Below are 23,236 nucleotides of genomic sequence, written 5' to 3'. Positions count from 1 at the left end.
ACTTCCTAACGACCAGCGTCCGCGGGTCAGCGCCCCTCTGAAAGGTATATGGTGATTTCGCGTTGCGACCCCAAACCCTCAAAGCCCGAAAGTTGAAAAAAAATCGCAACGGGATCGCGAGATCCCAATGAGCCAAACTATTTGCCAATATTCTGCCTACAAATAGAAAATGGTAAGCACTCCAGACGCAACAGCCTGGGACACTCATACCGCCTCCACAACGTAGGTCAGTCCGATGGGCACAGCTGCATCCAGACCATTGGGAAACCACAGGCACCACCCATTGGCCAGATCACGCCGGTCCAGACCCAGAGACAGCCAACAGCCAAAGGGACTCAAAGCACGGCAGCCGGTAAAAGTCGCGTGTCTGCGGGGAATCCCGCGCCGTCCTACGGTATCTTCCTAAGGTTAGAGATCGAAGACCTGCACGAGAGCCGTCTCGGACGGCGCGCGCCCGAACAGCCTGAAGCGCGAGAGATGCGGCAGGTGCACCACCTTTTGCCCGTCCCTGCCTCTGAACCGATGAAGGCGGATGTTCCCCCAGCCCGCGGGAAGGCTGAACTCGTGTCGGGCCTCGAGGACATCGACAACAAGGCGTGCAGTTTGATCCGAGCAGACGACGATCGGTCCCCGGCGGCCCGGCGCGGCCAACGCCTCTGTCCAAAACTCCCGGCCGAGTTCCAAGGCCGCTGCCTTCTGCGTTCGTGACATATCATCCCAGCCGGTGCTCCGAAAAGGCGCTACGACCCCGGTCAGGACGCGCGAGGGCTCGACCCTAAGGAAGCCGCACATTCTCAGGAACTGCTCTGTGAGCGGCGATCGCGTGATGGCGCGCTCCACTTCGTAGGAATTGCCCCGCTCATCGGAAACAATCCGGAGTTCTGCATCGTCCGGAGGGCGTCCGGGGTTCAATGAGAGGAAAGTCAGGTCACTGCCCTGAAGGGTCTTCCACGGGCAGTAAAGAAGCTTGAAACCCTGCTCGAACCCGTAAGCCGTCTCAGCAGCTATCAACCGGTCCGACCAGATCTCCCGCTCGTTGTCCGTAGCCTGCATCGCCTGAGCTGTATCGACTGGCTTTTGGGGCAGTGACATGGTCATCGTTTGAACCTTCTATGCAGGGTGCGCGGTAGATGCCGGAAAGCAGCAAAAAGCAGAAAACACCTCTGGCTGTTGATTTCCGCTGAGATCTGACCCGAGATTTTCATCGAGAACTGACCCGCCTGATAGATATGTTCTGGTGGTTATGTCTGGGTCAGATCTCAGCGGAAATCAACAATTTGTGGTTTGAAAGTGCAGTTCAGCCGGGTTTGGATAGCTTTAGCCACTGCCAACGCAACATGGTCGCGCCCGACCGCCGATACGATCTGCACGCCAACAGGCAGCCCTTTTGAAGTGCGCGCAGCGGGCACTGTCACGGCGGGAAAGCCGCTAAGATTATGAGCACTCAGCTCGTTCCAGAAACTAAAGCCTTGCGGCGTATCTGTATGCAGGCGCGCGGCCTGGGGCGACACCGGACCGAGCAGGGCATCATATTTTTCCATGAAGTCTGCCAGACCGGCTTTGAAGGCTCCTATCCGCTTTCCGAATGCGGTGACTGTGCTGTCCGGCGCTGGCGCTGATAGTTGCGGCATTAGATTCTGTGAACCGGCAGTGCCACCGCGGATGGCGCGCCTGGCAAGCTCACGCTTCCACAATCCTCCGTCCGCTGACACCAGGGCGTCAAACAATTTGGACGCGTCAGAAAGGCAAGCAGGGAAATCCTGGCAAAGGACAGCTTTGGCATCCTGCAAAGCAGCCGCGGCAATTTTTACGGCCTTGGTGGCATCATCCGAAACAAGATGGACTCCGCTGTCGGTGTAATAGGCCACCCGAAGGCCGGCCAGTTCCACTTCTTCTATACTGCGTAAGTAAACCGATGCGGCATCCGGATCATTTCCATCAGGACCGCTGACAACGGGCAATGCCAGAGCAACGTCTTCGACATAGCGCGCCATCGGTCCAATCTGGGTGAGCATATCAAGCGCGCCGAGCCCATAGGAAACGCAATGGCCGGTACGCGGAACGAGACCGGCAGATGGTTTGATCCCGACAACCCCGCAAACATGGGCCGGATCGCGGATGCTGCCGCCCGTGTCACTGCCGATGTCCAAAGCGGCGCATCCAGCAGCCACTGCCGCCGCGGCACCGCCACTGCTTCCACTGGGCGACCGTGCGAGGTCATGCGGATTGTTGGTACGGCCATGCAGTGGCGGGTCAGTGTGCGCTGCCTGGTGAACAGTCAGCTCGGAGGTGTTGGTCTTGCCCAGAACGATGGCACCAGCCTTGCGCAGGCGTGCGACAACGGTAGCATCCCGATTGGGTACAAAATCGGCCCGCGCCGCCATTCCGTAGGTGGATACAATGCCTTCCGTATCAAACGAGTCCTTGATGGTGACCGGAACCCCCATGAGCGGCCCCGAATTCCGACCTTGGGCAATTTGCGCATCGGTCACCTGCGCTTCCTCGAGCGCACGTTCCGCGGCCAGGGTGATAATTGCATTGATGGCCGGATTTGCCGCCGAAATGTGCTCCAGATGCAAGGACACCAGTTCGCGCGAAGAGATCGTCTTGCGCTGCAATGCCGCGGCCATCTGGACTGCGGAAGCGAACAGCCATTCCTGCATCTGGAGCTTTTCCTCATTGCCGGAAGGGAGCACCAGCCAAGTACTCCCTTCTCATGTGAACCTTCAGCTGCATGACCAAATTCACGCAGCGGAAGCATACGGTGTCAGCCTGCAAACCCCATCTTGTAATGATGCAGGTCGTAGGTGAGATGCATTTCCGCCCCAAGGACGCCGGGGCGCACATGGCGGTAAAGCGAGCGCCAGTATGGTTGGATCGTCACCCCCTCGTCTTGAATGAGCTTCTGGATCTTGGCCATCACCATCCGCCGCTTGTCAGCATCGGCAATGGCAAGCGCTTCGTCGAGCAACGCATCAAATTCGGCATTTGCCCAGCCGAATTCGTTCCAGGGCTCGCCTGAGCGGTAGGCGACTGCCAGAATCTGGACGGCCAGAGCCCGGTGGTTCCAGTTCGTCGAAGAGAACGGGTATTTGGCCCAGTCGTTCCAGAACGTCGATCCGGGCAGGACCGAGCGTTTCACCTTGATCCCGGCATCACGCAGCTGGGCCGCGACGGCATCCGTGGTGTTCCGGCGCCAGTCATCGTCGATGGACAGAAGCTCGTGCTCGTAGTCTTCCATGCCAGCTTCTTTCATCAGTGCAAGTGCGGCTTTCGGGTCATGGACCGGCGGAGGAAGCTCAGCGTATTCCGGATGCACCGGGGCAACATGGTGGTTTTCCGCAGGAATGCCTTGGTTATTGTAGCCCAGTTCCAAGCACACCTTGTTGTCCACGGCCATCGCAAGGGCGCGGCGTACACGCACGTCCTCATAGGGGCGGATGCCGTTTACTTCAGCCTGCTGATTGGGACGGATGACAATGGTCGATGCAGTAACCACTTCGGATTTCTCAAGCCCGATGTCATCGAACAGCGAAATGTAATCACCCAGCGATTCATAGACCACATCGATCTCGTCCGACTCAATCGCGGCCAGCCAGGATGACGGGTCGGTTCCGTAGTCGATGAATTCAATCCGGTCCAGATACGGGCCGCCGTAGACTTCTGTACCCCACCACTTCTGTTCCGGATTGCGAACCAGCGTGGCTTTGGTGCCGACTTCCAGCTCTTCGATGAGATATGGGCCTGTTCCGATAATCTTATGCCCGTCTGCCGTATTGTAGGATTTGTGAACGATGGCAGCAGGGTAATCCGCCATTGCCGGAACAATCGAGATATCCGGGCGCGGCAGCTTCAGCCGGACGGTGTGAGCGTCTGCCGCCTCGATAGCGCCCTCGATTGCCTTGCCCGTTTCCGGGTCAACGAGCGTCGCCATCCGGCCTGCCATCGAGTTGCCATCGACCGACTTATCGCACCAGCCTATCATGTTGCGCACAACATCTTCGGCGGTGAAATCATCACCATTGTGCCATTTCACACCCTTGCGGACGTTGAGGGTGTATTCGGTGGCAGTATCATTCACTTCCCAGCTATCGAGCAGCATACCCCGGAAGCTGCCGTCGTTGTTGTACTCGACGAGATACTCCAGCGTGCTGCGCGTGAGGTTGCCCATTTCCGACCAGTCATAGGTCCGGGGCTCCTTGAGGCCTTGCACATTCATCTGGATGCGCAGCGTGCCGCCCTGATTGGGGGTGGCGGCAGATTGGGCCTGAGCCGGGCCGGCCTCGCCAAGCAAGCCGTAGGCGGCAGCGGTGCTGACGCCCAGGGCCGTGGCACGGGCCAGGAATTCGCGGCGGCTGAGCTTTCCTTGCCGGACTTCGTCAGCGTGCATGCGGGCAGCGGGATGAATCGCGCCATTAGTCTGATAGCAGGTCATTCTGGTCTCCCTGTGGTGGTCTTGGCAGAGCATCTTCAATAGGTTGCAAGCGATGGCCCGCCAGCCTGCGCGGCTGGCGGAAATTCACGGTCCATCTGCTCGATGAAGGCTTGTTTTTGAGCGGTGTAATCCGGGTGGAAGAACAGGTTCACATGTTCTCCCGGGTCCTCAGTGAGGTGGAACATCTCGCCCCATTCCGGGTTTTCCGGATAGATTGTGACCCGCCACTCCTCGGTCAGAAGCGTCTGGTTATAGGTCTCCATACGGGTGCGTGGGTGGTATTCCGCGTACAGGTGGCTGCGGCCGCAGGCATCTGCGGCCGTCAGCATTGCCTGAAAGGACTGCCCGTCATGACGGCGGTTCTCCAAGCCGAGGTAGGCCTGAAGCGTTGCGCGCAGATCCAAGTGACTGGTGACACCCTCGCGCGTGCCGGGCGCCACGCCGGGGCCGGCAATGACCAGCGGCACATGCAGCAGCGGACGGTAGGGGCTCGGCCCCTTGCGGATCAGCCCGTGATCGCCCAGCAGCTCGCCGTGGTCCGACGTGAAGATGATCAGCGTGTCCTCCGCCAGGCCCTGCGCTTCCAGTTGCGCCAGCAGGCGGCCGATGCAGTTGTCAATCATCGAAACCATGCCATAGGTGTGGGCAATGGCCTGTCGCAGCGAGGCCTCCGAAAACCGCTGTGTGGTCTGCATGAAACCCTGCTCGCGCGGAGGCCCGGGATTGCGCAGGAAATCGACATAGCTCTTGCCGGCTTCCTCCCGGTCGCCGTCCAGGATGTAGGACGGCATCGCCGCCAGTTCATCCGCTGTCAGCGCCGGGGCCGGAACCTCCTGCGGGTCGTACATATCGCACCAAGGGGCGGGCGGCGAAAACGGATGGTGCGGGTCGGGATAGGAGACGAACAGGAAGAAAGGCTGCTCCCCATCCTGCTCCTCCAGAAAGCCGCAGGCCCGGTCGGTGATCCAGTTGTTGTAATGAAGCTCTGACGGGATCGCGGACTTCCAGACTTCGTCCAGATCCTCCGGCCCGGGTTCCAGCGCATTTTCCGGCAGGTAAAGTGCCGCCGCGTCCGGCGCAGTTTCCCGGAGCCAATTGGCGTAATGGCCGCCTTCAGTGGCGCTCACCGACTCGCCGATCAGGATGTCCACCTTGTCAAATCCATAGAATGGGCCGGTCCAGCCTTCGCTTTGCGGCAGCTCCCAGAACGCATTGGAATCCGGCATTGCATGTTCCGGCCCGGCCAGGATCGGCTGGAAGTGGAATTTCCCAGCTCCGTGGGTTCGGTAACCTGCATCCTTCAGATCGTGAGTGATCAGCGGCAGATCCTCGGGCAGGGCGACACCGTTGCGGGTCAGCCCGTGATGCCGGGCGAACAGGCCGGAAAACAGGGTGGAGCGGCTCGGCGAGCAGATTTGATGAGGGGTGAAATGATTGCGGAACACCGCGCCGCGCGCCGCCAGCGCGTCGATATGCGGTGTCCGCGCAACCGGGTTGCCGGTGCAGCCAAGGCTGTCCGCCCGCTGCTGGTCAGTCATGATCAGGATGACATTGGGTGGCATTTCAGATCTCCGGCATAGCGCTGCCAAGAGCCTATTGCTTCCCTGCAATCCGGAAAAATACTATCTTTTGCCAATGATATTTGCAAAATGCATATCATGTTCACGCAGAAGCAATTGGAGATCTTCCGGGCAGTTATGCAGACCGGCTCCGTCTCGGCGGCAGGACGGCGGATGAACCTGTCCCAGCCCAGCGTCAGCCGGATTCTTGGTGATCTCGAGCGGCAATTCGGGGTGCCGCTGTTTCAGCGCCAGAGCAAAGGCGTGAGGCCCACACCCGAGGCGGAGGCCTTTCTCGAGGAACTGGAGCGTAACTACCTGGTGCTGACAAACCTTGAGGAGGCAGCAGCCCAGATCGCACGCAAAGAGCGCGGCACGCTCTCAATAGCCACCATCACTGCTGCCTCGCTGGAAATTGTGCCTCGGGCACTGGAACGGATGCAAGTCAAGGAGAAGCAGATCAAAGTCTCCTGGCAGGTGAAATCCTCGAAATGGGTGCTGGATTTTGCCCGCTCCGGCACGCTCAGGACCGGATTCGCCAATGTCCTGCACATGCCATCAGGGATGCAGGTTCTGTACGAAAACACCGTTCCGCATATGTGCTTTGTTCCAAAGGGGCACCCGCTGTCAGACGGGGAAGGGCCGCTGCCGCTGCGCAGCCTGCGCCCTTATCCGGTGATCGGATTGCTGGGACAAGTTGCAGACGAGCTGGCGCTGCGCAACATAGGGGCAAATGTTCAATCACCGTTGACCGCGGAAACCTCGCTGGCCGCGCTCACCCTGTCGCGGCACTGCGGCGGCCTTCCCATAGTGGATGCGTTCACAGCCCACTACTGGCAGCAGCATAACAGCGGGCAGCCGCTTGTTGTTAGTGAGTTGCCATACTATCGGTTTGCAGTGTTCGAACCGCTCGGCACCAGGGCCTCGATGATCGACCGGGAATTCCAAGCTTCCCTAATTGCTGAGATTGACAAGATTGTCTCATGGGTAAATCAGCTGACCCGATGACGCCCGATACTTCGGCTGCGGTTTTCGCTTGATTCTGGAAAAGCTGCTGAAATGGAGGCAATCCGCAGTGGATCGACACCGGCCCTACCAGAGTTCAAGGTTGATGTCCGGGTCCACTTCGCCTCGCGGTCTGATGAAAGCAGAGGGGCAGCCGTCGGCGGCGGCGAGGTTGCCCATGGCCAGTTCGAGAAGCCGACAACCTCGACGCTTTGATTGGACCATTTTGCCACATCAGTTTTTAGGGCCAGGCTCGTCTTGCCAGTTTTTCGGCTTCAAGACCCCTTGCCAACGTTCACGGTGGGTGTGCGTGATGTAGGTCATTTTCCCTCATTTCCCGCAACTTTCGCCCGCATTCTGGGCGACCAGGAGAGCCACTGCAACAAAAAAGAAAGTAGAGTGCTGCGGAACTCCGTCAGAGGTCCAGCAGAGCCGCGCCCTCTCCCGCCTGCGAAGCATTGTGCTGCTCTCCCACTTAGGGAGGAGCGCGGTCGACAACGGGCGTAGGCCGCGGCCGTCGGGCGCTCAGCGCGACCGACCCAGGCTGCCACGTCAGCTCACCTCGAGGATGCGCACCTCCTGTATATACGCACCGGCGCGATACTCGACCTCGTCCCCGACTTCCGCATCGAGAAGCGCCTGGCCGAGCGGCGTGTGGGTGCCGATCATGCCGTGTTCAGGGTCGTGTCCGGTTTCGACGAGAGTGATCTCGAGCTTACCGCCCCCATTGCCGAGCTTCTCGAGGCGCAGGGTATGGCCCACCCGGATCGGGGTCGCGCCGTGGGCGCCGTCCTCTGCTTCCCACATTGAGGGCTTGGGCTCGAGCGCCGTCGCGGTCACAGTGCCATTCGTGGTGCCGTTGATGGGTTCCGGGGCAGCCGCCTCTCGTTCGGCGATAAGCGTGAAGAGGTCGTCTTCGAGTGGAAGGGTGCGCTGGCGGGCACCTTGGCGCTCTGGCGCGCGGGTGGCTGGTGTGGTCGGCTCTTCGGCCTGCACTGCCGGGGAGGTTTCTCCGAACACGGGTGCCGCGTTCGCGTCGGCCTTTTCCGCTTTGGCCGCCACCTCGTCCTCCCATGCCTCTGGGCGCAGTGCTTCGCTGGTCGGCGCGACGGCCGGTTCGGCTGCCGGGCTGACAGTCTGGCCGTGAGCGCTGTCTTGCTGCGTCTGAGGCACCTCAACCTCGATATCTTCGGCACGTGTCTCTGCGTCAGCGGCCGTGCTTGTGCCCCAGTGATCGACAAGGATCGTCTCGGTGAAGCGCTCGTCGAGCGCCGCGGCGCCGATCGGTTCGATACCGAGGCGACTCAGCGCGTCCTCCAGGTTGCGCCACCAGAACTCCTTGTTGGATTTCCACTGGCTACCGAAGACACGCCAGAAAACCCAGCCCGCACGCTCGAGAGCGGCCTGGCGGGCCATGTCGCGCTCCCAGACATCCGGGCCGTGATATTGGTCGCCGTCGAGCTCGATGGCGAGACGGCGATCCTCCAGCCCTTCAACGACGAGATCGATCCTAAATCCGCCCGCGGCAACCTGGGGGCGGACACGGTAATTGGCTTCCATGAGGCGCTGGAGCACCTCACGCTCGAAGCCGCTGTCGCAGCGCTCGAGAAGGTCGGATGCCTCCTTGCCGGTCGCCCCGCGACCCTCGGGCATCGGGTCCGCAAAGTGATGCAGGATCTGCGCCTTGATGTCGGTCGGGCGCAGGTCCTCGAGCGAGACCGAGCGGACGAGGTAGAGCCTGTCGCGCGCCCGGCTCATGGCCACGTTGATGCGCTGCTGATCTGCCTTGGCGGTCTGCGCATGGGCGTGGCCCGGGGTTGCGACCATCGAGAGGAAGACGATCGAGCGTTCCTGGCCCTGCATTGTGCGAGCATCGCCGTAGATGATGCGCCGCTCCTCGATCTTCTCCGGGCCGATGCGCTCGTCCTCGACGAGCATCCGGCCGATCTTGTCGGCCTGTTCGCCGCCGATGAGGGAGATCACCCCGATGTCGCGCCCGGCGTGGACTGGGTCCTCGATAAGCCGCGCGATCTCGTCGACGATCCAGCGTGCTTCGGAGGCGTTCGTCTTCCCGTGTCGGGTGGCGCCGGGAATGTAGACATCCGCGAGCGGGGGATCGAAGCGCTCGGATGCCTTCGGCACGCGCAGAGGCACCAGCGCGTTGTTGTAGTAGCGGCCCGAAAACTGAATGATCGGTGCCACGCAGCGGAAATGCTCGCGCAGCATGACATGGCTGTCGGGATGCATCCGCTTGGTGATCTCGAAGATCGAGGAGTTCTGGTCAATAAGGCTTGCGTTCGGCAGCCCGTCGAGGAACTCGGCGCGCAGCGCGTTGATTTTCTGGTCCGCGATGCCGACCACTGACGGGCTCACCTGCTCCTCATCGCCCACGACCAGGATTTTCTTGCCGCGAGCCAGAGCGGCGAGCGCGGTGATGTCACTCTGGGAGGCCTCATCGAGGATCACGAGGTCGAAATCGCCGAACTCCGGGGGCAGCTGCTCCGGAATCTTGTATTCCGGCATAATCCAGACCGGTGCGGCCGAGGAGGCCATCTTGGCGGCCTCCTGCGCGGCGCGGATAAAGCGCGGCGCGCGCTTTCCCTTGCCAGTCCCGATCTTGGAGATGGCTTGGGTGAAGGCCTCCATAGCGCTGCGGATGGAACCGGTCATGCGGCCCTTAAGGCCCAGGAGCGTGCGGGTGCGAATGAGCTCCTCAAAGAGCTTGCGGCGGCGCGCCATGGCCTCGGATTTCGTGCGCCGGTGATCGTCTCCATTGCCGAGGGCGACAATACGGTCGACACGGGCCTTCATTTCCGCCCAGTTCCAGGATGCTGCCCAAGTTGCGGGGATGAGATAGGGCGCGCTCTCGGGGGTTTCGCGCAGCCGTGCCACCCAGTCTGGCGCCCCGGCCTCGGCGAGGAAGTTGAGATCTCGGCCAAGCGCGTCGAGGCGCTTGGCGACCTCGGCGAGACGCCCGAGCTCGCGAGTGATCTCCCCGCGCACCGAGACGATGTCGCGGGGTTCGGTTTCCTCCTGCCCGAGCGCATCTGCGAGGTTCCTGAGCTCTGCGAGCACGGGGAGCGTGCTCGTACCGGCGATCTCGCGCAGCCTGGTGAGAGCTGTTGGGGCGACATTGTCGTCGGGAAGGTTGCCGCGGATGGCGAAAATTGCGGGGCCGCAATCGAGATCCACGCGCATCGCATCGAGATCAAGGCCGTAGGGAAAGAGCGCCGCCAGCGCGTCGAGTGCGGGCTTCAGCCGGTCGGCGATCTCGAGGGCAGTCTCGATCTCAGCCTGCCTGTCTTTCAGGTATCGGGCGATTTCCCAGGGGCGCGCCGGAACCGGCGGCATAAGGTTCTCGGAGACGAAGGGCCGGAGCGCGTCGCCGATGGTGGCCGCGTCGCGCTCAAGGCGGCAAGCTTCGAGAACGACCTGCCATTCCTCACTGGAGGCCGGCGCCGCGCCGTCGAGGCGCACCGAGCCGGTCGCGGATTTGAGCGCGCCGTTGAAGAGACCGAACCCCACGGGTTTCTGCCCGGAGGCGCCGCGCGCGGCGGCCTGCTGAAAATCCTCCTGTCCGCAGGCGCCCCGGTCAAAGCGGACGCGGGAGATGTCCTCGAGTGCGCGCTTCTGCGCGACGAAGCCGAGCGTCGCCGCGATGGCTTTGCGGTCGATCGGGCCGGCCGACTCGAGTGAGCGGATGGCGAGGTCTCTCGCGGCGCTCGGGGCTGCTTCGATCAGGACACCCAGAGATTCGAGTTCAGCGAGCACCGCGCGAGCCTGTGCCTCGGCGCCGGTGCTGTCGAAGGCCATGGTGGGCGCTGTGCTGTAGTCCACGATTTCGCGCGCGTTCCAAGCGCGTTTCGTCTCGTGCGCTGCAATGATCTCGGCCGTGGTCGGCAAATCGTCGGGCTCCGGGAGGCCGGCGCCGGCATATACGATGTCGGCAGCAAGCGCGGGCATTGCAGTGCGGAGCCTATCGAGGAGATCCTCGAGCTGGGCCGGCGGCGTCTTTGCGGGCCTGTCGGTGAACCAGTCATGCACCTCGGCGCCCTCGCCCAAGATATCAACGAGCTCCATCGGCGTGTGGGCCGCGCCGTTCCAGGTTTGCTGGGCGAGGTTGGCGCGCGCGATCTCAGCGAGATCGTCGTCAGCCTTTGCTGCGGTCCGGTCGCACTCAGCAATCTGTCGCTCGAGGTGGGCCTTGCGCGCCAGCGCCTGATCTGTATCGAGATCTACCACTTCGCGGGAGAGCTCGGACACGGCCTCCTGGAGTTGCTGTGCGCTTTCACGGTCGGTGCCAACCGAGGCGATGACGAGCGGCTGAAGCGCCTCAGGAAGCTTCTCGCGGACGGCGGCGATGGCCTCGGGTGTCCGGGCGGTGACGAGCACGCGCTTGCCCATGGCCATCTGGTGGCTGATGATGTTGGCGATCGAGTGCGACTTGCCGGTGCCCGGCGGGCCGGAAACTCCGACGACATGCAGCTCGGGGTCGTCGATCATGTCAGAGATCTTGCCCTGCTCCTCGTTGAACGGAAGCGGGAAGAAGTGAACCTTTTGACCGGCTGGAAAGGGGGCGTGCGGCGCGGCCTCGGTGCCTGGTGAGGCAGCACCGTCCGGGCTTCGGCTTCGGCGTGGCTCGCCTGAGGCGGAAGGTTCCCAACCTTTGGCCGTGGCGCCGCCGAGAACGGCGCTGTCGAGCCCAAAGGCGGAGACGTCGGACCAGGGCTTGTCGGGCGGGGGCGCAGCATATCCCTTGATCGAGGCAGGCACCTCCGTGGCCTCGTCATCGACGCGGGCGCGTAGCGCATTGAGGTCCTGAACGCGCGCTTCGGTCGACCGGGGCCGCCCGAAGACGGCCCAGCTGGAGGTGATCCTGAGATCCTCTCCGGCGGGAGCGAGGCTTTCGCCGGCTGCAAGATCGTCGCGGCTTATATGGGTTGCGCTGCTGGAAAGGTTGTTGGCTGCGGTGTCGAGGAGCGGCTCCCAGAGTGTGGTGAAGGGGGAGAACTCGGCATCGCCCTTGAGAAGCTGAACAAGGCGGTCCTGGAGCTCGCTCTGGAGCTTCGGGGACCCGTCGATGTCGAGTTCGAGATAGGGTTTCAGCGACAGGCGCGGCGCGAGATCGCGCGGACGGATCGCGATGGCGCCGCCATCCTCGACCTCGATATCCACCAGTTGCTCGATGAGCGGCATGTCGAGCCGCTCTGTGCCACGCACCCAGCGGCCGATCCCGATCCCCCAGACCAGCTCAGGCGGCGTGCCTTCGGAGGTGTGGATAGCAGAATGAATCTTGAAGAGATCGTTGTAGACCGATATCGCGCGCCGGACGGGGCGTTCCTGCCGGGCCCAGTCAGACCAGGAACCGCCCGCGTAATGCTCGTAGTCGCGCCGCATCTCGACCAGTTTCTCGGCATGGAGAACTACACGCACGCGGTTCTCGACCTCGATCCCGTCCTCGACGATCGTATGCACGTCGTCGGGATTCAGCAGCCCACCCTCGGCGAGGTCGGACGCTTCCTCAATCGTCACTTCGACCGCAATAGCGGGTTTGATCTGGGGCCGTCTGTCGGGATCGACAGGTTTCGAGGTGAGAAATTGCGCGACATGCTCATCCGGTTCGGGCGGCCTTGTTTCCCTTTGGCGATCGATTCGGAGCCAGGCGCCGTCCTCGCAGTCGAAGTGGAGCCCCGGCAGGCCGTCGAGATCACCTTCGTGAAACACCCCGAGGCCCGATTGCATCGCCATCTGCACCTTGGATCGCGCGGTCAAAACGCCCTGGGCAAAGCCGAGAAGCCCGGAAAGCTTCCGGCGGTCCTCAGGGGAAATGTCATTGTCGGCAATATAGCTATTGGTAGGCATAATCGGCGTAGAACCCCTAACTTACTGACCTCCTTTGTTCGGCGAAACCGGACCCCGGGTCAATCGGAGACAGGCGCTATATACGGGGTTTTCAATTTTCGCGCGAAGATCTTAGCAGAACCAGATTTCTCGAAAGAGACAATCCATCCTTTCAGTCGCTCTGACATTTGAAGGAGGAAGCTTCTGCGTCGGCGCTCTGGCCGCAGAGGCACCAGATCATGCTACTATGTTTTTCGCAGGAGGTTGAGTTGCTTGATCCGCTCTTCGTCAGTAGCGAAGACGGCAAAGGGAGCCGTCGCCCGAGATACAGCGTTCACCGCCATGGCACCTTCCGCACCGCGCTGACACACAGGCTGTAGCACAATGGGCATTTTGTTCGCTTCCGGCTTGACACCATATACTAAGATTTGCTACTTATTATTTTAATATCAACCACTTAGATCGAAATCCTACCACCCCAGCCATCGGCCTCTCACACAAGAAAACAAGCACCCGGCGCACCCGTTAGCCCCGAAAAGGCCCCCGGTTTCGGCCCCATTGTTTTGGCGTGTTTTTGAATGGGTGTCTCGGGTGGATCGGCAGGCCCCCAGCAGACCGCTGGAGGCCATCGCCACGGGTTAGAGCAAGCTGAACTGCCCCGTTTTCGGCCGCAGTGTTTCACGGCAGTGTTCTTCTCGCGGCGTTCCCCCATCAGTCCTACCATGATCGGCCAAAGACACCCTTTTCGCTCAGCCAGAAGAGATCAGACATGTCACCGCTCTGTTTTCCGGCGGTGAATCAAGTGGCTAAGCGGAAATCAATGGGGCCTGACCCTAGCCATGGCCGCACTGGCAGAGAACGAAAATTCATCCCGTCCTTCCGCCCCGCCCGCGCCTCCGGCGTGTCTGCCGCGCTGCAATCAGCTGGCGGGGCTTGCATCCGCACGGTCCGGCCCGTAATCAGGCGTCGAAGCGGAATGCACGCATACCGTGCGTGACTAACGCGAACACTCAGACACTGGAAAACCGCCTTTCTGTGCTTCCGGAAGGCGGCCTGAACAGCCTGCACAGTCACTGGCTGAAGAGTGACGCTGGGTCAACTATGATACCAGAAAGCACGCAGCCCTGCTCCTTGATGCTCCGCTCTGAATCCCCCCGTCAATATTTTACAATCAGCAATTGCAAAATAAATTAAGGCAATGCAGTATGATGGTGATTTAATATCAGATGCAACAATCGTTCAGTGGGGTTGACGGATGACTGTCTTTCTCAAGATTTGCCGGTTTGGGGCTTTTGGCGTCTTTGATGCGCTGGGAGCAAATGTACAGCTGGGGGCCAAGCACCAGGCGCTGATGGCGCTGCTGTCCACGGCCGATGGAGGGATACGGACGCGGGCGTTTCTGGAGAAGACACTGTGGTGCCTGGCACAGCCGGAGCAGGCCAAGGCAAGCCTGCGCACGGCACTGTCGACGCTGCGGCGGCACCTGGGCCCGGAGGCGGCCAAGCTGCTGTTTGCCAACCGCGAACGGGTCATTCTGGACCTGACCCGGGTGGAGCTGGACAACCGCACCGGAACTGCGGAGTTCATGGAAGGCTTTGAGCTGCCTCATGAATCCGTCTTCAACAGTTGGCTGTCGGACACCCGGGCGGAGTTTTCCCGCAGTTCTGCGCAACCGGTGCCGCAGGCTGGTGCCGCTCCCGGGCGGGTGATCCTGGACAGATTGCTTCCGTCGATTGCGGTTCTGCCCTTTGTTCACCGGTCGCCGGGAGCCGCGGATGCTCCGCTTGGGTCGCTGATGTCCGAAGAGCTGTCGCGGCACCTGTCGCGCAGCTGGGCCTTCTCGGTGACGTCCTATCTGGCCTCACGCCAGTTCGACCCGGAAACGGTGCGCCCGGCCGAGGTGTCCTCGGTTGCCGGCGTCGACTACCTGATTTCGGGAACGGTCACCAGCGACGGCGGCCGGTTCCGCGCCGAAATTGACCTCCATGACGCGGTCCTTGAGAAGGTGATCTGGTCACGCAGCTTTGAAGGCAGCAAGAGCAGCCTGATGGAGGGGCGCAGCTCTGTCCTGCGCAACGCAACGCTGCAGATCGGCCAGACCGCCGCAGGCGAGGCAGTCCGGCTGGCCGGGTTCAAGCCGCTGAAGGCGCTGGAAAGCCATGTGCTGCTGATGGCGGCGATTTCACTGATGCAGGAAATGGACGCGGGCAAATTCCAGCGCGCGCATGAAATCCTGTCTCACCTGCTCGAGCGCGAGCCGAACCATGCGCTGCCGCTGACCTGGATGGGATTCTGGCATGTTATGCGGGTGGAAAAGGGGCTGTCGCCGAACCGGGAGGAGGACAGCCGTCTTGCCAGCAGGATGGCGGACGCGGCCATCGAAGCAGCGCCCGCTTTTTCACTGGCCCACACCCTCAAGGGGCTCATCTCCAGCCACCTCACCTTCCGGTTCGATCTGGCGCAGGATGCTTATGACCTGGCACTGCGCGACAACCCGAACGAAGCTCTGGCGCTGCTGATGAAAGGGGCGACGCTGGCGTACCAGGATATGCCGGAGGCGGCGGTGCAAATGACGGATGCGGCGCGGCAGCTAACCCCCTTGGGACCGCAATGTTACTATTTTGACGCGATTTCGGCCTTGGCACATTTGTCAGCCCGCAATTACGGCCGCGCGATCGAACTGGCCGACCGCTCGCTGGAAGCCAAGGGCGCCTTCCCGGTGCCGCTGCGCTCCAAGGCGATTGCCTTGCAGATGTCCGGACGGGGCGACGAGGCCCGGAGCACGGTGCAGAAGCTGCTGGAGGCAGCGCCGAAATTCTGCCTGTCGCAATTCCAGCGCGACAACCCCGCCGCGATGAGCCCTGCGGGGCCGGAATGGGCGTCTGCCCTGCGCCAGGCGGGGGTGCCGGAGTAGCCCTGGCCGGGCGCTGCCACGCCCAGGCTGCCGGTTGACGCTGGGAAATGCACATCTGGCCTCCATCTTTTGCCGAAAGGCCAGGATAAACGTGTTAGCATCCGGCGAGACCCGGCGGCTGGCCGGGCCAGTAACGACCCGCAAAGGGCGGCGCAGGGAGAGGGCGTGAGCGAATATCTGGCATTTGAACGGCGCTTCTCGGGGTTCGGGCCGGCGGTCCGGCCCGAGGAACGGACACAGGAGATTCTCGACATTGTGGACGGCTTCATGCACCGCTGGGGCTACTCCGCCCGCAATCTGATCGGCGCAGAGCTGACAGCGGGGCATCTTGGCGGCAGTCCGGAAGGGGCCCCGGACCTGATTTTCCGAATGGCGGCGCTGGACTATTTTGAAATTGTCATCCGCAGCCGCAACGGCACCGTCAGCTATGGCGGCTGGCTCACCGGCACCTTACCAGTCTCGGTGTCCAGTGAGCAGGTCAACGGCCGCCCGGTTCTGCTCACCACCTGCTGCGAGGGCGGCCGGATCCGCCATGAGTTCGACCCGCTGGCCGGCTACCGTCCGGTGGCGGATGCCGTGAACCTGCCTTTGCATGCTGTGCGCCGGCTTTCGGACCTGGCCTAGGCGCAGTCCCAATGCGCCTGCGGCCATCCGCTCCGGCACCGCCGCGCCGGGCTCCGGCAAGTAAAATGCAACGGACTTTCCCGCGGCTGCTCATGCTTTCTTTAGAGTCTTGCTGGTCTTCTAGCAGACAGAAGCAGGCGGGCGGACCTGCACCTGCAATCCCTGACCAGTCCCGCCCCGTGCGCCAGCGGGTGCCCCATGACTGGCCCGGGCTCGGATAGATGCGGGCGGATGCATTGGGTGAGACGATGACTATTCAGAAAGATGTTCCGGCGCGGCGCCGCTTCCGGTTGTTTTCCAGTATTGGCGCCAAGATCACGCTGATCCTGATGACGATGGGCGCTGCCTGCGCCGTGGGCGGTGTCCTGGTCACACTGGTGTTTACGCAGACCGGCCGTCAAATGCAGGTTCTGACGCAAGAAAAGGTGCCGCAGCTGGAGCTGAGCAGCCGCCTGGTAAATGCCGCAGGCCAAGCCAAGAACACGATGATCGGCGTTCTGCAGGCCGGATCGGTTGAGGATCTGGCCCAAGCCGAGGAAAAGGCCGCTGCCGCTATCGCGCATCTCGACAGCACTGTCGCCGGGCTGCCCGCCGGTGAGCAGGCCCAATTCGCAGCCGAGGCCGCTGCCGCCGCTGAACGGCTCAATAACCTGATTGCCGCGCGCAAAGGCGCCTTCGGCAACCAGGTTGCAATCGACACCCGGACTGCCCGCCTGCAGACCCTCAGCCAGGCGGTGCAGGACAAGCTTGTCATGGTCGCCTCCAAAGCCCGCGACAGCCTGATGGACGGCGGCGAAGAGACCATCATCCGCGTCGATGAGGTTCTGAACGATCTGGTGGAGCAGCAATTCGGCGGCCTGCAGACGCTTCTGGAAGCGCGCGCGGACATCAGCATCCTGTCCGGCGCGGCGCTGGCACTGGGGCATGTGCGCGACGTCCCGACGAAAGGCGCGCTCAAGAACATGGCCAAAGACGCGCTCAAGCGGCTGGAGCCGGTGCTGGGCAGGCTCGAAGAGCTGGGACTGGACGCAGGCCGGGTGCAAAAGGTCCGCGAGTCGGTGGAGCTGTTCCGCTATACGCTGACGGCCAGCCGCAAGGAGCTGAAGGACAGCCGCAAGGAGGTTCTTGCCGCCCGCAATGCCAGCGTGCGCCCGCTGACGCAGGCGATGGAGCGGATGGTGTTCACCCTGTCGGTCGCAGCAACCCAGGCCAGTGCTGACAACCGCACCGCCATTCAGGGCCTGCTCGATAACCAGGTCGGCGTGCTGCAGCAGCTCCTGGAAATCAACGGCTGGATCAGCGCCTTTCAGGTTGCCGCGCTGGACATGGCCGCAGCGCATGAGATTTCCGCTGCCCGGGCCGCTGCCGGACCGCTGCAGGACGCCGCCGCTGCGCTGGCGGGCTACAGCGGATTCAATGACGGGGTGTTTGCTCAGGAACTGGAAGGGATGATCGCGCTTGCCGACCCCTCGCAAGGCCTGCCTGTGTTCAAGGCCGCTGCGCTGGAAGCCGCTGCCGAAGCCGCCGCCGCGTCGCAGGCCACCGTGGATGCCGTGCTGGAATTTGCCGGCAAGGCGACCGCACTCGGCGCCGAAAGCCAGCTGGAAATCGCCTCGATTGCGGACGGGCTTGCCAGCGACGTGACCGCAGCGCAGCGGCAGCTGCAGATCCTGGCGGCTGTGGCGGCGGCGGTGTTTGTCGCGGCACTGGTCCTGACCCGGATCCTGATCCTGCGCCCGCTGGCCGATATCAGCGGCACAACTGAGCGGCTGGCCGCCGGAAACCTGCGCCCGGTGACCGGATACGAGCGCTCCAGCGATGAGATTTACCGGATCGCCACGGCGCTGTCGGTGTTCCGCGACGGTCTGGTGCAAAAGGCCGAAGTGGAAGCCGCAGCCGAAGCGGAGCGCGATGCGCGCCTCGCCGAGCAGACCGCCGCGGTTACGGCCATCGGCAGCGGGCTGGAACGGCTGTCGCAGGGCGATCTGACCTACCGCATCCGCGGCGAAATGGGCGAGGGCTATACCAAGCTGCGCGACGATTTCAACGCAGCGCTGGAGAAGCTGGAAGCCTCGGTGCGCAGTCTCAGCGCCAGCGGCCAGTCGATTGCCGGCGGCAGCACCGAAATTTCATCGGCGTCCCGAAACCTCTCCGAGCGTTCGGAGCACACTGCACAAACCCTGGCCGGAACCGCGGCGGCGGTGAACCAGCTTTCGGTCTCCATCGCCGGCACCGCCCAGGCTTCGGGCGAAGCCTCCGCCTCGGTCGAGGCGGCACGCCAGAACGCCAATGAGAGCATTGAGGTGGTCAAACGGACCTACGGCGCGATGGAGGCGATCAAGGAAAGCTCCGATAAGATTTCCCGGATCATCGGCATGATCGAGGCGATTGCCCAGCAGACCAACCTGCTGGCGCTGAACGCAGGCGTCGAGGCGGCCCGGGCAGGCACCGTCGGCAAGGGGTTTGCCGTGGTCGCCTCGGAGGTGCGGACCCTGGCGCACCGGTCCAAGGAGGCCGCGACGGAAATCGCCGCCTTGGTGGAGGAAGCGGGCCAGAACGTCGAGCTCGGCGCCGATCTGGTCGAGCAGACCCGCGCGGCGATCACCGACATTTCCGCCTCTGTCGCCAGCGCTGCGGACCTTATGAAGTCCATTTCCGAGGCGTCCTCGGAACAATCCGGCAGCTTGCAGGAGATCAACACGGCGATGGCCAATCTCGACGACGCCACCACCCGCAACGCGGCACTGTTCGAGGAGGTCACCTCCTCCAGCTTGGGGCTGTCCAAGGAAGCTCAGGCCATGGCTGGCGCCATCGGCGCCTTCCGCACCCAAGCCGCGGCCCCCGGACATGGTGCCAGCGGCCGGGAGCAAGAAGACATCTGGAGGCTGCAGGCCTGAGGCGCCGCTGCGCACCTGCCACAGCGCGGCCGGGCTGCATTTGCCCGGCCAAATCAAGCAGCGGCCCGACAGCGCCCTCCCCGTTCTGAGCTGCGGCTGACGTATTCACCTAATCAGGCGAGGAGGACAAAGGCGGCGCTCGAAACAGCCCTGCCCTACTCCCCGGCAACGAAGCGGTAGCCGCTGCCGGCCCTTTCTGCCCGCCCGATGCCGCCGCCCGGCAAGTGATAGCCAATCAGCCGCATCTGCTCCGCGGCCAGCTGGTCCAGCAGGTGCAGGCGCGTGGCAGCCGCAGTTTGCGGATCCTGGTCGGAGCCGACCGGCCAGGCGGGTTCGGCAAAGCTCACATGGTGATTGCCTACCGCGTCGCCCAGGATCAGGACGCTTTCACTGCCGCTGCGGACTTCAAACGCCATATGCCCCGGCGTGTGGCCGGGGGTGGCGCGGGCGGCAACGCCGGGCAGGATTTCCGCCCCATCGGCGAACAGCTGCACCCTGTCTTCCAGCACCTCCATCCGGCGGCGGGCACCGGCGGCCATGGCAGCGCGGCTGCTGCCGATGGTGGCGGCCGTGTCCGGGTCGTACCAGTAATCCCATTCCTCCTGCCCCATCAGGAAGGCCGCCTCGGGAAACAGCAGTTCTTCGAAATCGTCCAGCACCCCCCACAGGTGATCCGGATGGCAATGGGTAAAGACCACGTGGGTTACGTCCTCGGGGGCGACCCCGATGGCCTCCAGTGCCCCTGGCAGCTTGCCCGCGCTGTCCTGAAACCCCGGCCCGGAGCCTGCGTCAAACAGAACTACCCGGCCTTCGTCCCTCAGCAGGGTCACGTTGACCTCAGGCATCAGCGGCCCGGCCCCAATTCCGTAGCGGGTCAGCAGCGGCTGCAGCGCCTCCGGGTCAAGCCCGCCAAAAATGAACTCCGGCGGCAGAGTCAGGTGTCCGTCCGACAGCGTTTCTATCGTCTTTGCCCCCAGTTCAATGCGGGCCAGCGCCCATCGCGGCGCCACTGCCGCAGCCATCCCCGCCGCAGCCCACAGGCCGAAATTCCGTCTGCTTAAGGCCATCGCCTTTCCTCCCGCTTCAGTCAGCCTGCATCAAATGCAAATATTCCATTTGATGAATTATACGGCAATCCAACAGCAAGGCAAACGCCTGCTTTGCGGCAGTCCGGTCAGAGCAGCCAACAGCGCCGCTACCTCAGCCCCAGAGCGGCGCAATGGCTGCGCAGCACGGCACAGAACCGCTGCGCGGCGGCGCTCAGCCGGTGCTCGCGGCGGGTGCACAGGCCAACCGGGCCCAAGGTGCTGTCCGTGTTCACCGGCAGCGCGGTCATGGTGCCCGCCTGCAGATCCGGCCGCACAACACCGTGGCTGATGATCCAGACCGCCTGATGCGCCAGCACGAAGCGGCGTCCGAAGGAAGAAGAGACCGTCTCGACCGGGAAACGCGGCAGCGACAGCCCCTGCTCCAGAAACATCCGCTCCACCAGAGGCCGGATGATCGAACCTTCGGAGGGCATCAGCACCGGATAATCCTCAAACACCGCGGACGGCAGATGGGCAGCGCCGGCCAGCGGATGGCCTGCTGCGACGACCACGGCCACGCGCTCGCGGTACAAGGGGTCGAATTCCACCCCGGCCATTGTCTCCGGCGCGGGCAGCCGGCCGACCACCACATCCAGGCTGCCGCGGCGCAGCTGGTCGATCAGATACTGATTGCCGCCGGACATCACCACGAACCGGCCCGGCGCCCTGCCTGCGTGCAGCTGCGCCAGCGTGTCGGGCACCAGATCCGCAGCCACCGTGGGCAGCGCCCCGATGGAGACCTGCGGCCCCTCCGCCTCCCCCAGGCCCTGCAGCAGCGCCACCCCGTCCCGCGCCAGCGCCAGGCTGCGCCCCGCATGATCCCGGAACAGCTCTCCATAGCTGCTGAGCCGGATGCCGCGGCCATGTTTTTCCACCAGCGGCTTGCCGCACACCGCCTCCAGCTCTCGCAGCGCCCGGGTAACGGCGGGCTGGGTCATGCCCAGCGCCTCAGCCGCCTGGGTGACGCTCATCTTGCGGGCGACTTCGACAAAGACTTCGAGATGGCGCAGCTTCAAAGAGGACGAAAGTCGCATATCACTACAGGTATCATTTCATGCCTGATTGGGGATTATACAGATCACCAGCGGTATGCGATACTCCCAAGCAAAGGGAGACCGCAATGACGCAAGACCGATACGACCGCGGCATGCAAGTCCGGCGCAGGGTGCTGGGCGACGCCCATGTGGACCGCGCCGAGGCCGCCAAGACGGCGCTGGACCAGCCGTTTCAGGAGCTCATTACTGAGGCCGCCTGGGGCACGGTCTGGGCGTCGGACCGGATTTCCTTGCGGGAGCGGTCGATGCTGACATTGGCGCTGCTGGCGGCGACCGGCAATTTCGCTGAGATCCCGATGCACATCCGTGCCACCGCCCGCACCGGTGCCAGCCAGGCAGACGTGCAGGAAGCCTTCCAGCATGTGGCCGTCTATGCCGGCGTGCCGCGCGCCAACCAGGCGCTGAAACTGGCCAAGGAAACCTATGCCGCAATGGCAGCCGAAGAGGAGGAGCCCGCATGAGCACGCCGCCGAAACAGGGGGAGTTCTATCAGCGCGACCGCCGCTGGCACCCCCCTGCCCTGTCGCAGGACTACAAGACCTCAGTCACCCGCTCGCCCAAGTTTCCGCTGATCAGCCTGGAGAACACCGCCAGCGAGATCACTGGCCCGGTGTTCGGGCACAACGATATCAACGCCACCGACAATGATCTGCTGAGCAACTTCGCCCAGCCCGGCGAAAGCCCGATCGGGGAGCGCATCATCGTGCATGGCCGGGTGCTGGATGAAAACGCCCGCCCGGTGCCGAACACGCTGGTGGAGATCTGGCAGGCCAATGCGTCCGGCCGCTACCGGCATAAGAAGGACAGCTATCTTGGGGCGCTGGACCCGAATTTCGGCGGCTGCGGCCGGACGCTGACGGATGAGAATGGCTGCTACCATTTCCGCACCGTGAAGCCCGGCGCCTACCCCTGGCGCAACTGGGTGAACGACTGGCGGCCCGCGCATATCCACGTTTCGGTCTTCGGCAGCGGCTTTGCCCAGCGGCTGATCACCCAGCTCTATTTCGAGGGCGACCCGCTGATTGCCCGCTGCCCGATCGTAAACACCATCCCGGACCCGGAGGCGGTTGAGATGCTGGTGGCCCGGCTCGACATGAACGCCACCATTCCGCTGGACACCATCGCCTACCGCTTTGACATCGTGCTGCGCGGGCGGCGGTCCACCCTGTTTGAAAACCGGCTGGAGGGGAACTGATGCGGCAGAAGCTGGAATACCTGAAAGAAACCCCCTCGCAGACCGCTGGTCCCTATGTCCATATCGGCCTCGCCCCTGGTGCGGCGGGGTTTGAGATCTATGATCAGGAGCTTGGCTGGGACATTGCAGGCCCCAATGCCAAGGGCACACGCATCCGGGTCGAGGGCGTGGTGACCGACGGCACCGGCTCGCCGGTCAAGGACGTGCTGCTTGAGGCCTGGCAGGCCAATGCGGACGGCATCTATGCCCACCCGGAGCACCCCGGCGAGGTGGAGGACGGATTCCGCGGCTGGGGCCGGGTGATCACTGATTTCGAGACCGGCGAATGGGGATTTGACACCGTGAAGCCCGGCCCGGTCATGGGCCGGAGCGGGCAGATGATGGCACCGCACATCAATCTGTGGATCGTGGCGCGCGGCATCAACGTCGGGCTGAATACCAGGGTCTATTTCGAGGACGAGGAAGAGGCCAATGCGGCAGATCCGGTGCTGGGTGTGATAGAATGGGAGCGCCGCCGCGCCACCCTGATCGCCAGGCGCGAGGCGCGGGACGGCTTGGCAGTCTACCGGTTCGACATCCGCCTGCAGGGCGAAGATGAGACCGTGTTTTTCGACATCTGAAGG

General features: G+C 63.1%; 14 protein-coding genes. 7 read left to right on the top strand and 7 right to left on the bottom strand.

All coding sequences use genetic code 11. From position 1 onward, the window contains the following. Positions 1-408: 408 nt before the first annotated feature. From DAEP_RS0119330 to DAEP_RS0119315, 4 genes are all read right to left on the bottom strand, one after another. Entirely contained in the window at positions 409-1,098 is a 690-nt protein-coding gene (locus DAEP_RS0119330) for a hypothetical protein (protein WP_027245834.1), read from the bottom strand. Positions 1,099-1,259: 161 nt separating this feature from the next. Beyond that, entirely contained in the window at positions 1,260-2,663 is a 1,404-nt protein-coding gene (locus tag DAEP_RS23035) for an amidase (RefSeq protein ID WP_051337465.1), read from the bottom strand. Positions 2,664-2,767: 104 nt separating this feature from the next. Further along, positions 2,768-4,435 (bottom strand): ABC transporter substrate-binding protein, encoded by a 1,668-nt coding sequence (locus DAEP_RS0119320; protein ID WP_027245833.1) that lies wholly within the window; start codon positions 4,433-4,435, stop codon positions 2,768-2,770. Positions 4,436-4,470: 35 nt separating this feature from the next. Further along, on the bottom strand, positions 4,471-5,997 hold the full coding sequence (locus DAEP_RS0119315; protein ID WP_027245832.1) for a sulfatase family protein: 1,527 nt from the start codon (positions 5,995-5,997) through the stop codon (positions 4,471-4,473). A gap of 96 nt (positions 5,998-6,093) precedes the next feature. Here DAEP_RS0119315 and DAEP_RS0119310 point away from each other — a divergent pair, with 96 nt between their 5' ends. Beyond that, the gene (locus DAEP_RS0119310) at positions 6,094-7,002 is read left to right on the top strand and encodes a LysR family transcriptional regulator (RefSeq protein WP_245595127.1); all 909 of its coding nucleotides are present in this window, start codon (positions 6,094-6,096) and stop codon (positions 7,000-7,002) included. A 549-nt stretch (positions 7,003-7,551) separates the two neighbouring features. Here the strand turns inward: DAEP_RS0119310 and DAEP_RS0119300 are convergent. Further along, a complete protein-coding gene (locus DAEP_RS0119300) occupies positions 7,552-12,861 on the bottom strand; it encodes an AAA domain-containing protein (RefSeq protein WP_027245830.1) in 5,310 nt (1,769 codons plus the stop codon). Between the two features lie 1,234 nt (positions 12,862-14,095). Between DAEP_RS0119300 and DAEP_RS0119295 the strand changes: the two genes are divergently transcribed. The 3 genes from DAEP_RS0119295 (at position 14,096) to DAEP_RS0119285 (ending at position 19,275) form a co-directional block, all read left to right on the top strand. Continuing rightward, the gene (locus DAEP_RS0119295) at positions 14,096-15,754 is read left to right on the top strand and encodes a transcriptional regulator (RefSeq protein ID WP_027245829.1); all 1,659 of its coding nucleotides are present in this window, start codon (positions 14,096-14,098) and stop codon (positions 15,752-15,754) included. A gap of 165 nt (positions 15,755-15,919) precedes the next feature. After that, positions 15,920-16,378, top strand: coding sequence for a hypothetical protein (locus tag DAEP_RS0119290; protein WP_027245828.1), 459 nt, complete (start codon positions 15,920-15,922; stop codon positions 16,376-16,378). A gap of 248 nt (positions 16,379-16,626) precedes the next feature. Then, positions 16,627-19,275 carry a methyl-accepting chemotaxis protein gene (locus DAEP_RS0119285; RefSeq protein ID WP_036760893.1) on the top strand — a complete coding sequence of 883 codons (2,649 nt, stop codon included), beginning with the start codon at positions 16,627-16,629 and terminating at the stop codon, positions 19,273-19,275. Between the two features lie 155 nt (positions 19,276-19,430). Here the strand turns inward: DAEP_RS0119285 and DAEP_RS0119280 are convergent, their stop codons facing one another. Both DAEP_RS0119280 and pcaQ read right to left on the bottom strand, forming a co-directional pair. Then, positions 19,431-20,342, bottom strand: coding sequence for an MBL fold metallo-hydrolase (locus tag DAEP_RS0119280; RefSeq protein WP_027245826.1), 912 nt, complete (start codon positions 20,340-20,342; stop codon positions 19,431-19,433). A gap of 128 nt (positions 20,343-20,470) precedes the next feature. Then, complete coding sequence (gene pcaQ, locus DAEP_RS0119275) at positions 20,471-21,397, bottom strand: pca operon transcription factor PcaQ (RefSeq protein WP_027245825.1); 927 nt, start codon at positions 21,395-21,397, stop codon at positions 20,471-20,473. 86 nt (positions 21,398-21,483) lie between these two features. Between pcaQ and pcaC the strand changes: the two genes are divergently transcribed. Genes pcaC through pcaG form a run of 3 tightly spaced genes read left to right on the top strand, consistent with a single transcriptional unit; the run spans position 21,484 to position 23,233 of the window. After that, positions 21,484-21,879 carry a 4-carboxymuconolactone decarboxylase gene (gene pcaC / locus DAEP_RS0119270; protein ID WP_027245824.1) on the top strand — a complete coding sequence of 132 codons (396 nt, stop codon included), beginning with the start codon at positions 21,484-21,486 and terminating at the stop codon, positions 21,877-21,879. Further along, positions 21,876-22,613: a protocatechuate 3,4-dioxygenase subunit beta gene (gene pcaH / locus DAEP_RS0119265; protein ID WP_027245823.1), complete on the top strand. Its 738-nt coding sequence runs from the start codon at positions 21,876-21,878 to the stop codon at positions 22,611-22,613. Before pcaC ends, pcaH begins: the two co-directional genes overlap by 4 nt. Next, a complete protein-coding gene (gene pcaG / locus DAEP_RS0119260; RefSeq protein ID WP_027245822.1) occupies positions 22,613-23,233 on the top strand; it encodes a protocatechuate 3,4-dioxygenase subunit alpha in 621 nt (206 codons plus the stop codon). Before pcaH ends, pcaG begins: the two co-directional genes overlap by 1 nt. Positions 23,234-23,236: the final 3 nt, after the last annotated feature.

It is taken from the genome of Leisingera daeponensis DSM 23529 (genome assembly GCF_000473145.1).
Lineage (GTDB): Bacteria > Pseudomonadota > Alphaproteobacteria > Rhodobacterales > Rhodobacteraceae > Leisingera > Leisingera daeponensis.
The sequence above is the reverse complement of the archived record's forward strand: the minus strand, read 5'-3'. Positions and strand labels throughout refer to the sequence as shown.

What these genes read in the sequence shown, in the direction of transcription:
- DAEP_RS23035 (WP_051337465.1), bottom strand. Translation starts at nt 2,663, where the DNA reads ATGCAGGAATGGCTGTTCGCTTCCGCAGTCCAGATGGCCGCGGCATTG.
- DAEP_RS0119280 (WP_027245826.1), bottom strand. Translation starts at nt 20,342, where the DNA reads ATGGCCTTAAGCAGACGGAATTTCGGCCTGTGGGCTGCGGCGGGGATG.
- DAEP_RS0119330 (WP_027245834.1), bottom strand. Translation starts at nt 1,098, where the DNA reads ATGACCATGTCACTGCCCCAAAAGCCAGTCGATACAGCTCAGGCGATG.
- DAEP_RS0119295 (WP_027245829.1), top strand. Translation starts at nt 14,096, where the DNA reads ATGACTGTCTTTCTCAAGATTTGCCGGTTTGGGGCTTTTGGCGTCTTT.
- DAEP_RS0119300 (WP_027245830.1), bottom strand. Translation starts at nt 12,861, where the DNA reads ATGCCTACCAATAGCTATATTGCCGACAATGACATTTCCCCTGAGGAC.
- pcaG (WP_027245822.1), top strand. Translation starts at nt 22,613, where the DNA reads ATGCGGCAGAAGCTGGAATACCTGAAAGAAACCCCCTCGCAGACCGCT.
- DAEP_RS0119310 (WP_245595127.1), top strand. Translation starts at nt 6,094, where the DNA reads ATGTTCACGCAGAAGCAATTGGAGATCTTCCGGGCAGTTATGCAGACC.
- pcaH (WP_027245823.1), top strand. Translation starts at nt 21,876, where the DNA reads ATGAGCACGCCGCCGAAACAGGGGGAGTTCTATCAGCGCGACCGCCGC.
- DAEP_RS0119315 (WP_027245832.1), bottom strand. Translation starts at nt 5,997, where the DNA reads ATGCCACCCAATGTCATCCTGATCATGACTGACCAGCAGCGGGCGGAC.
- DAEP_RS0119285 (WP_036760893.1), top strand. Translation starts at nt 16,627, where the DNA reads ATGACTATTCAGAAAGATGTTCCGGCGCGGCGCCGCTTCCGGTTGTTT.
- pcaQ (WP_027245825.1), bottom strand. Translation starts at nt 21,397, where the DNA reads ATGCGACTTTCGTCCTCTTTGAAGCTGCGCCATCTCGAAGTCTTTGTC.
- DAEP_RS0119320 (WP_027245833.1), bottom strand. Translation starts at nt 4,435, where the DNA reads ATGACCTGCTATCAGACTAATGGCGCGATTCATCCCGCTGCCCGCATG.
- pcaC (WP_027245824.1), top strand. Translation starts at nt 21,484, where the DNA reads ATGACGCAAGACCGATACGACCGCGGCATGCAAGTCCGGCGCAGGGTG.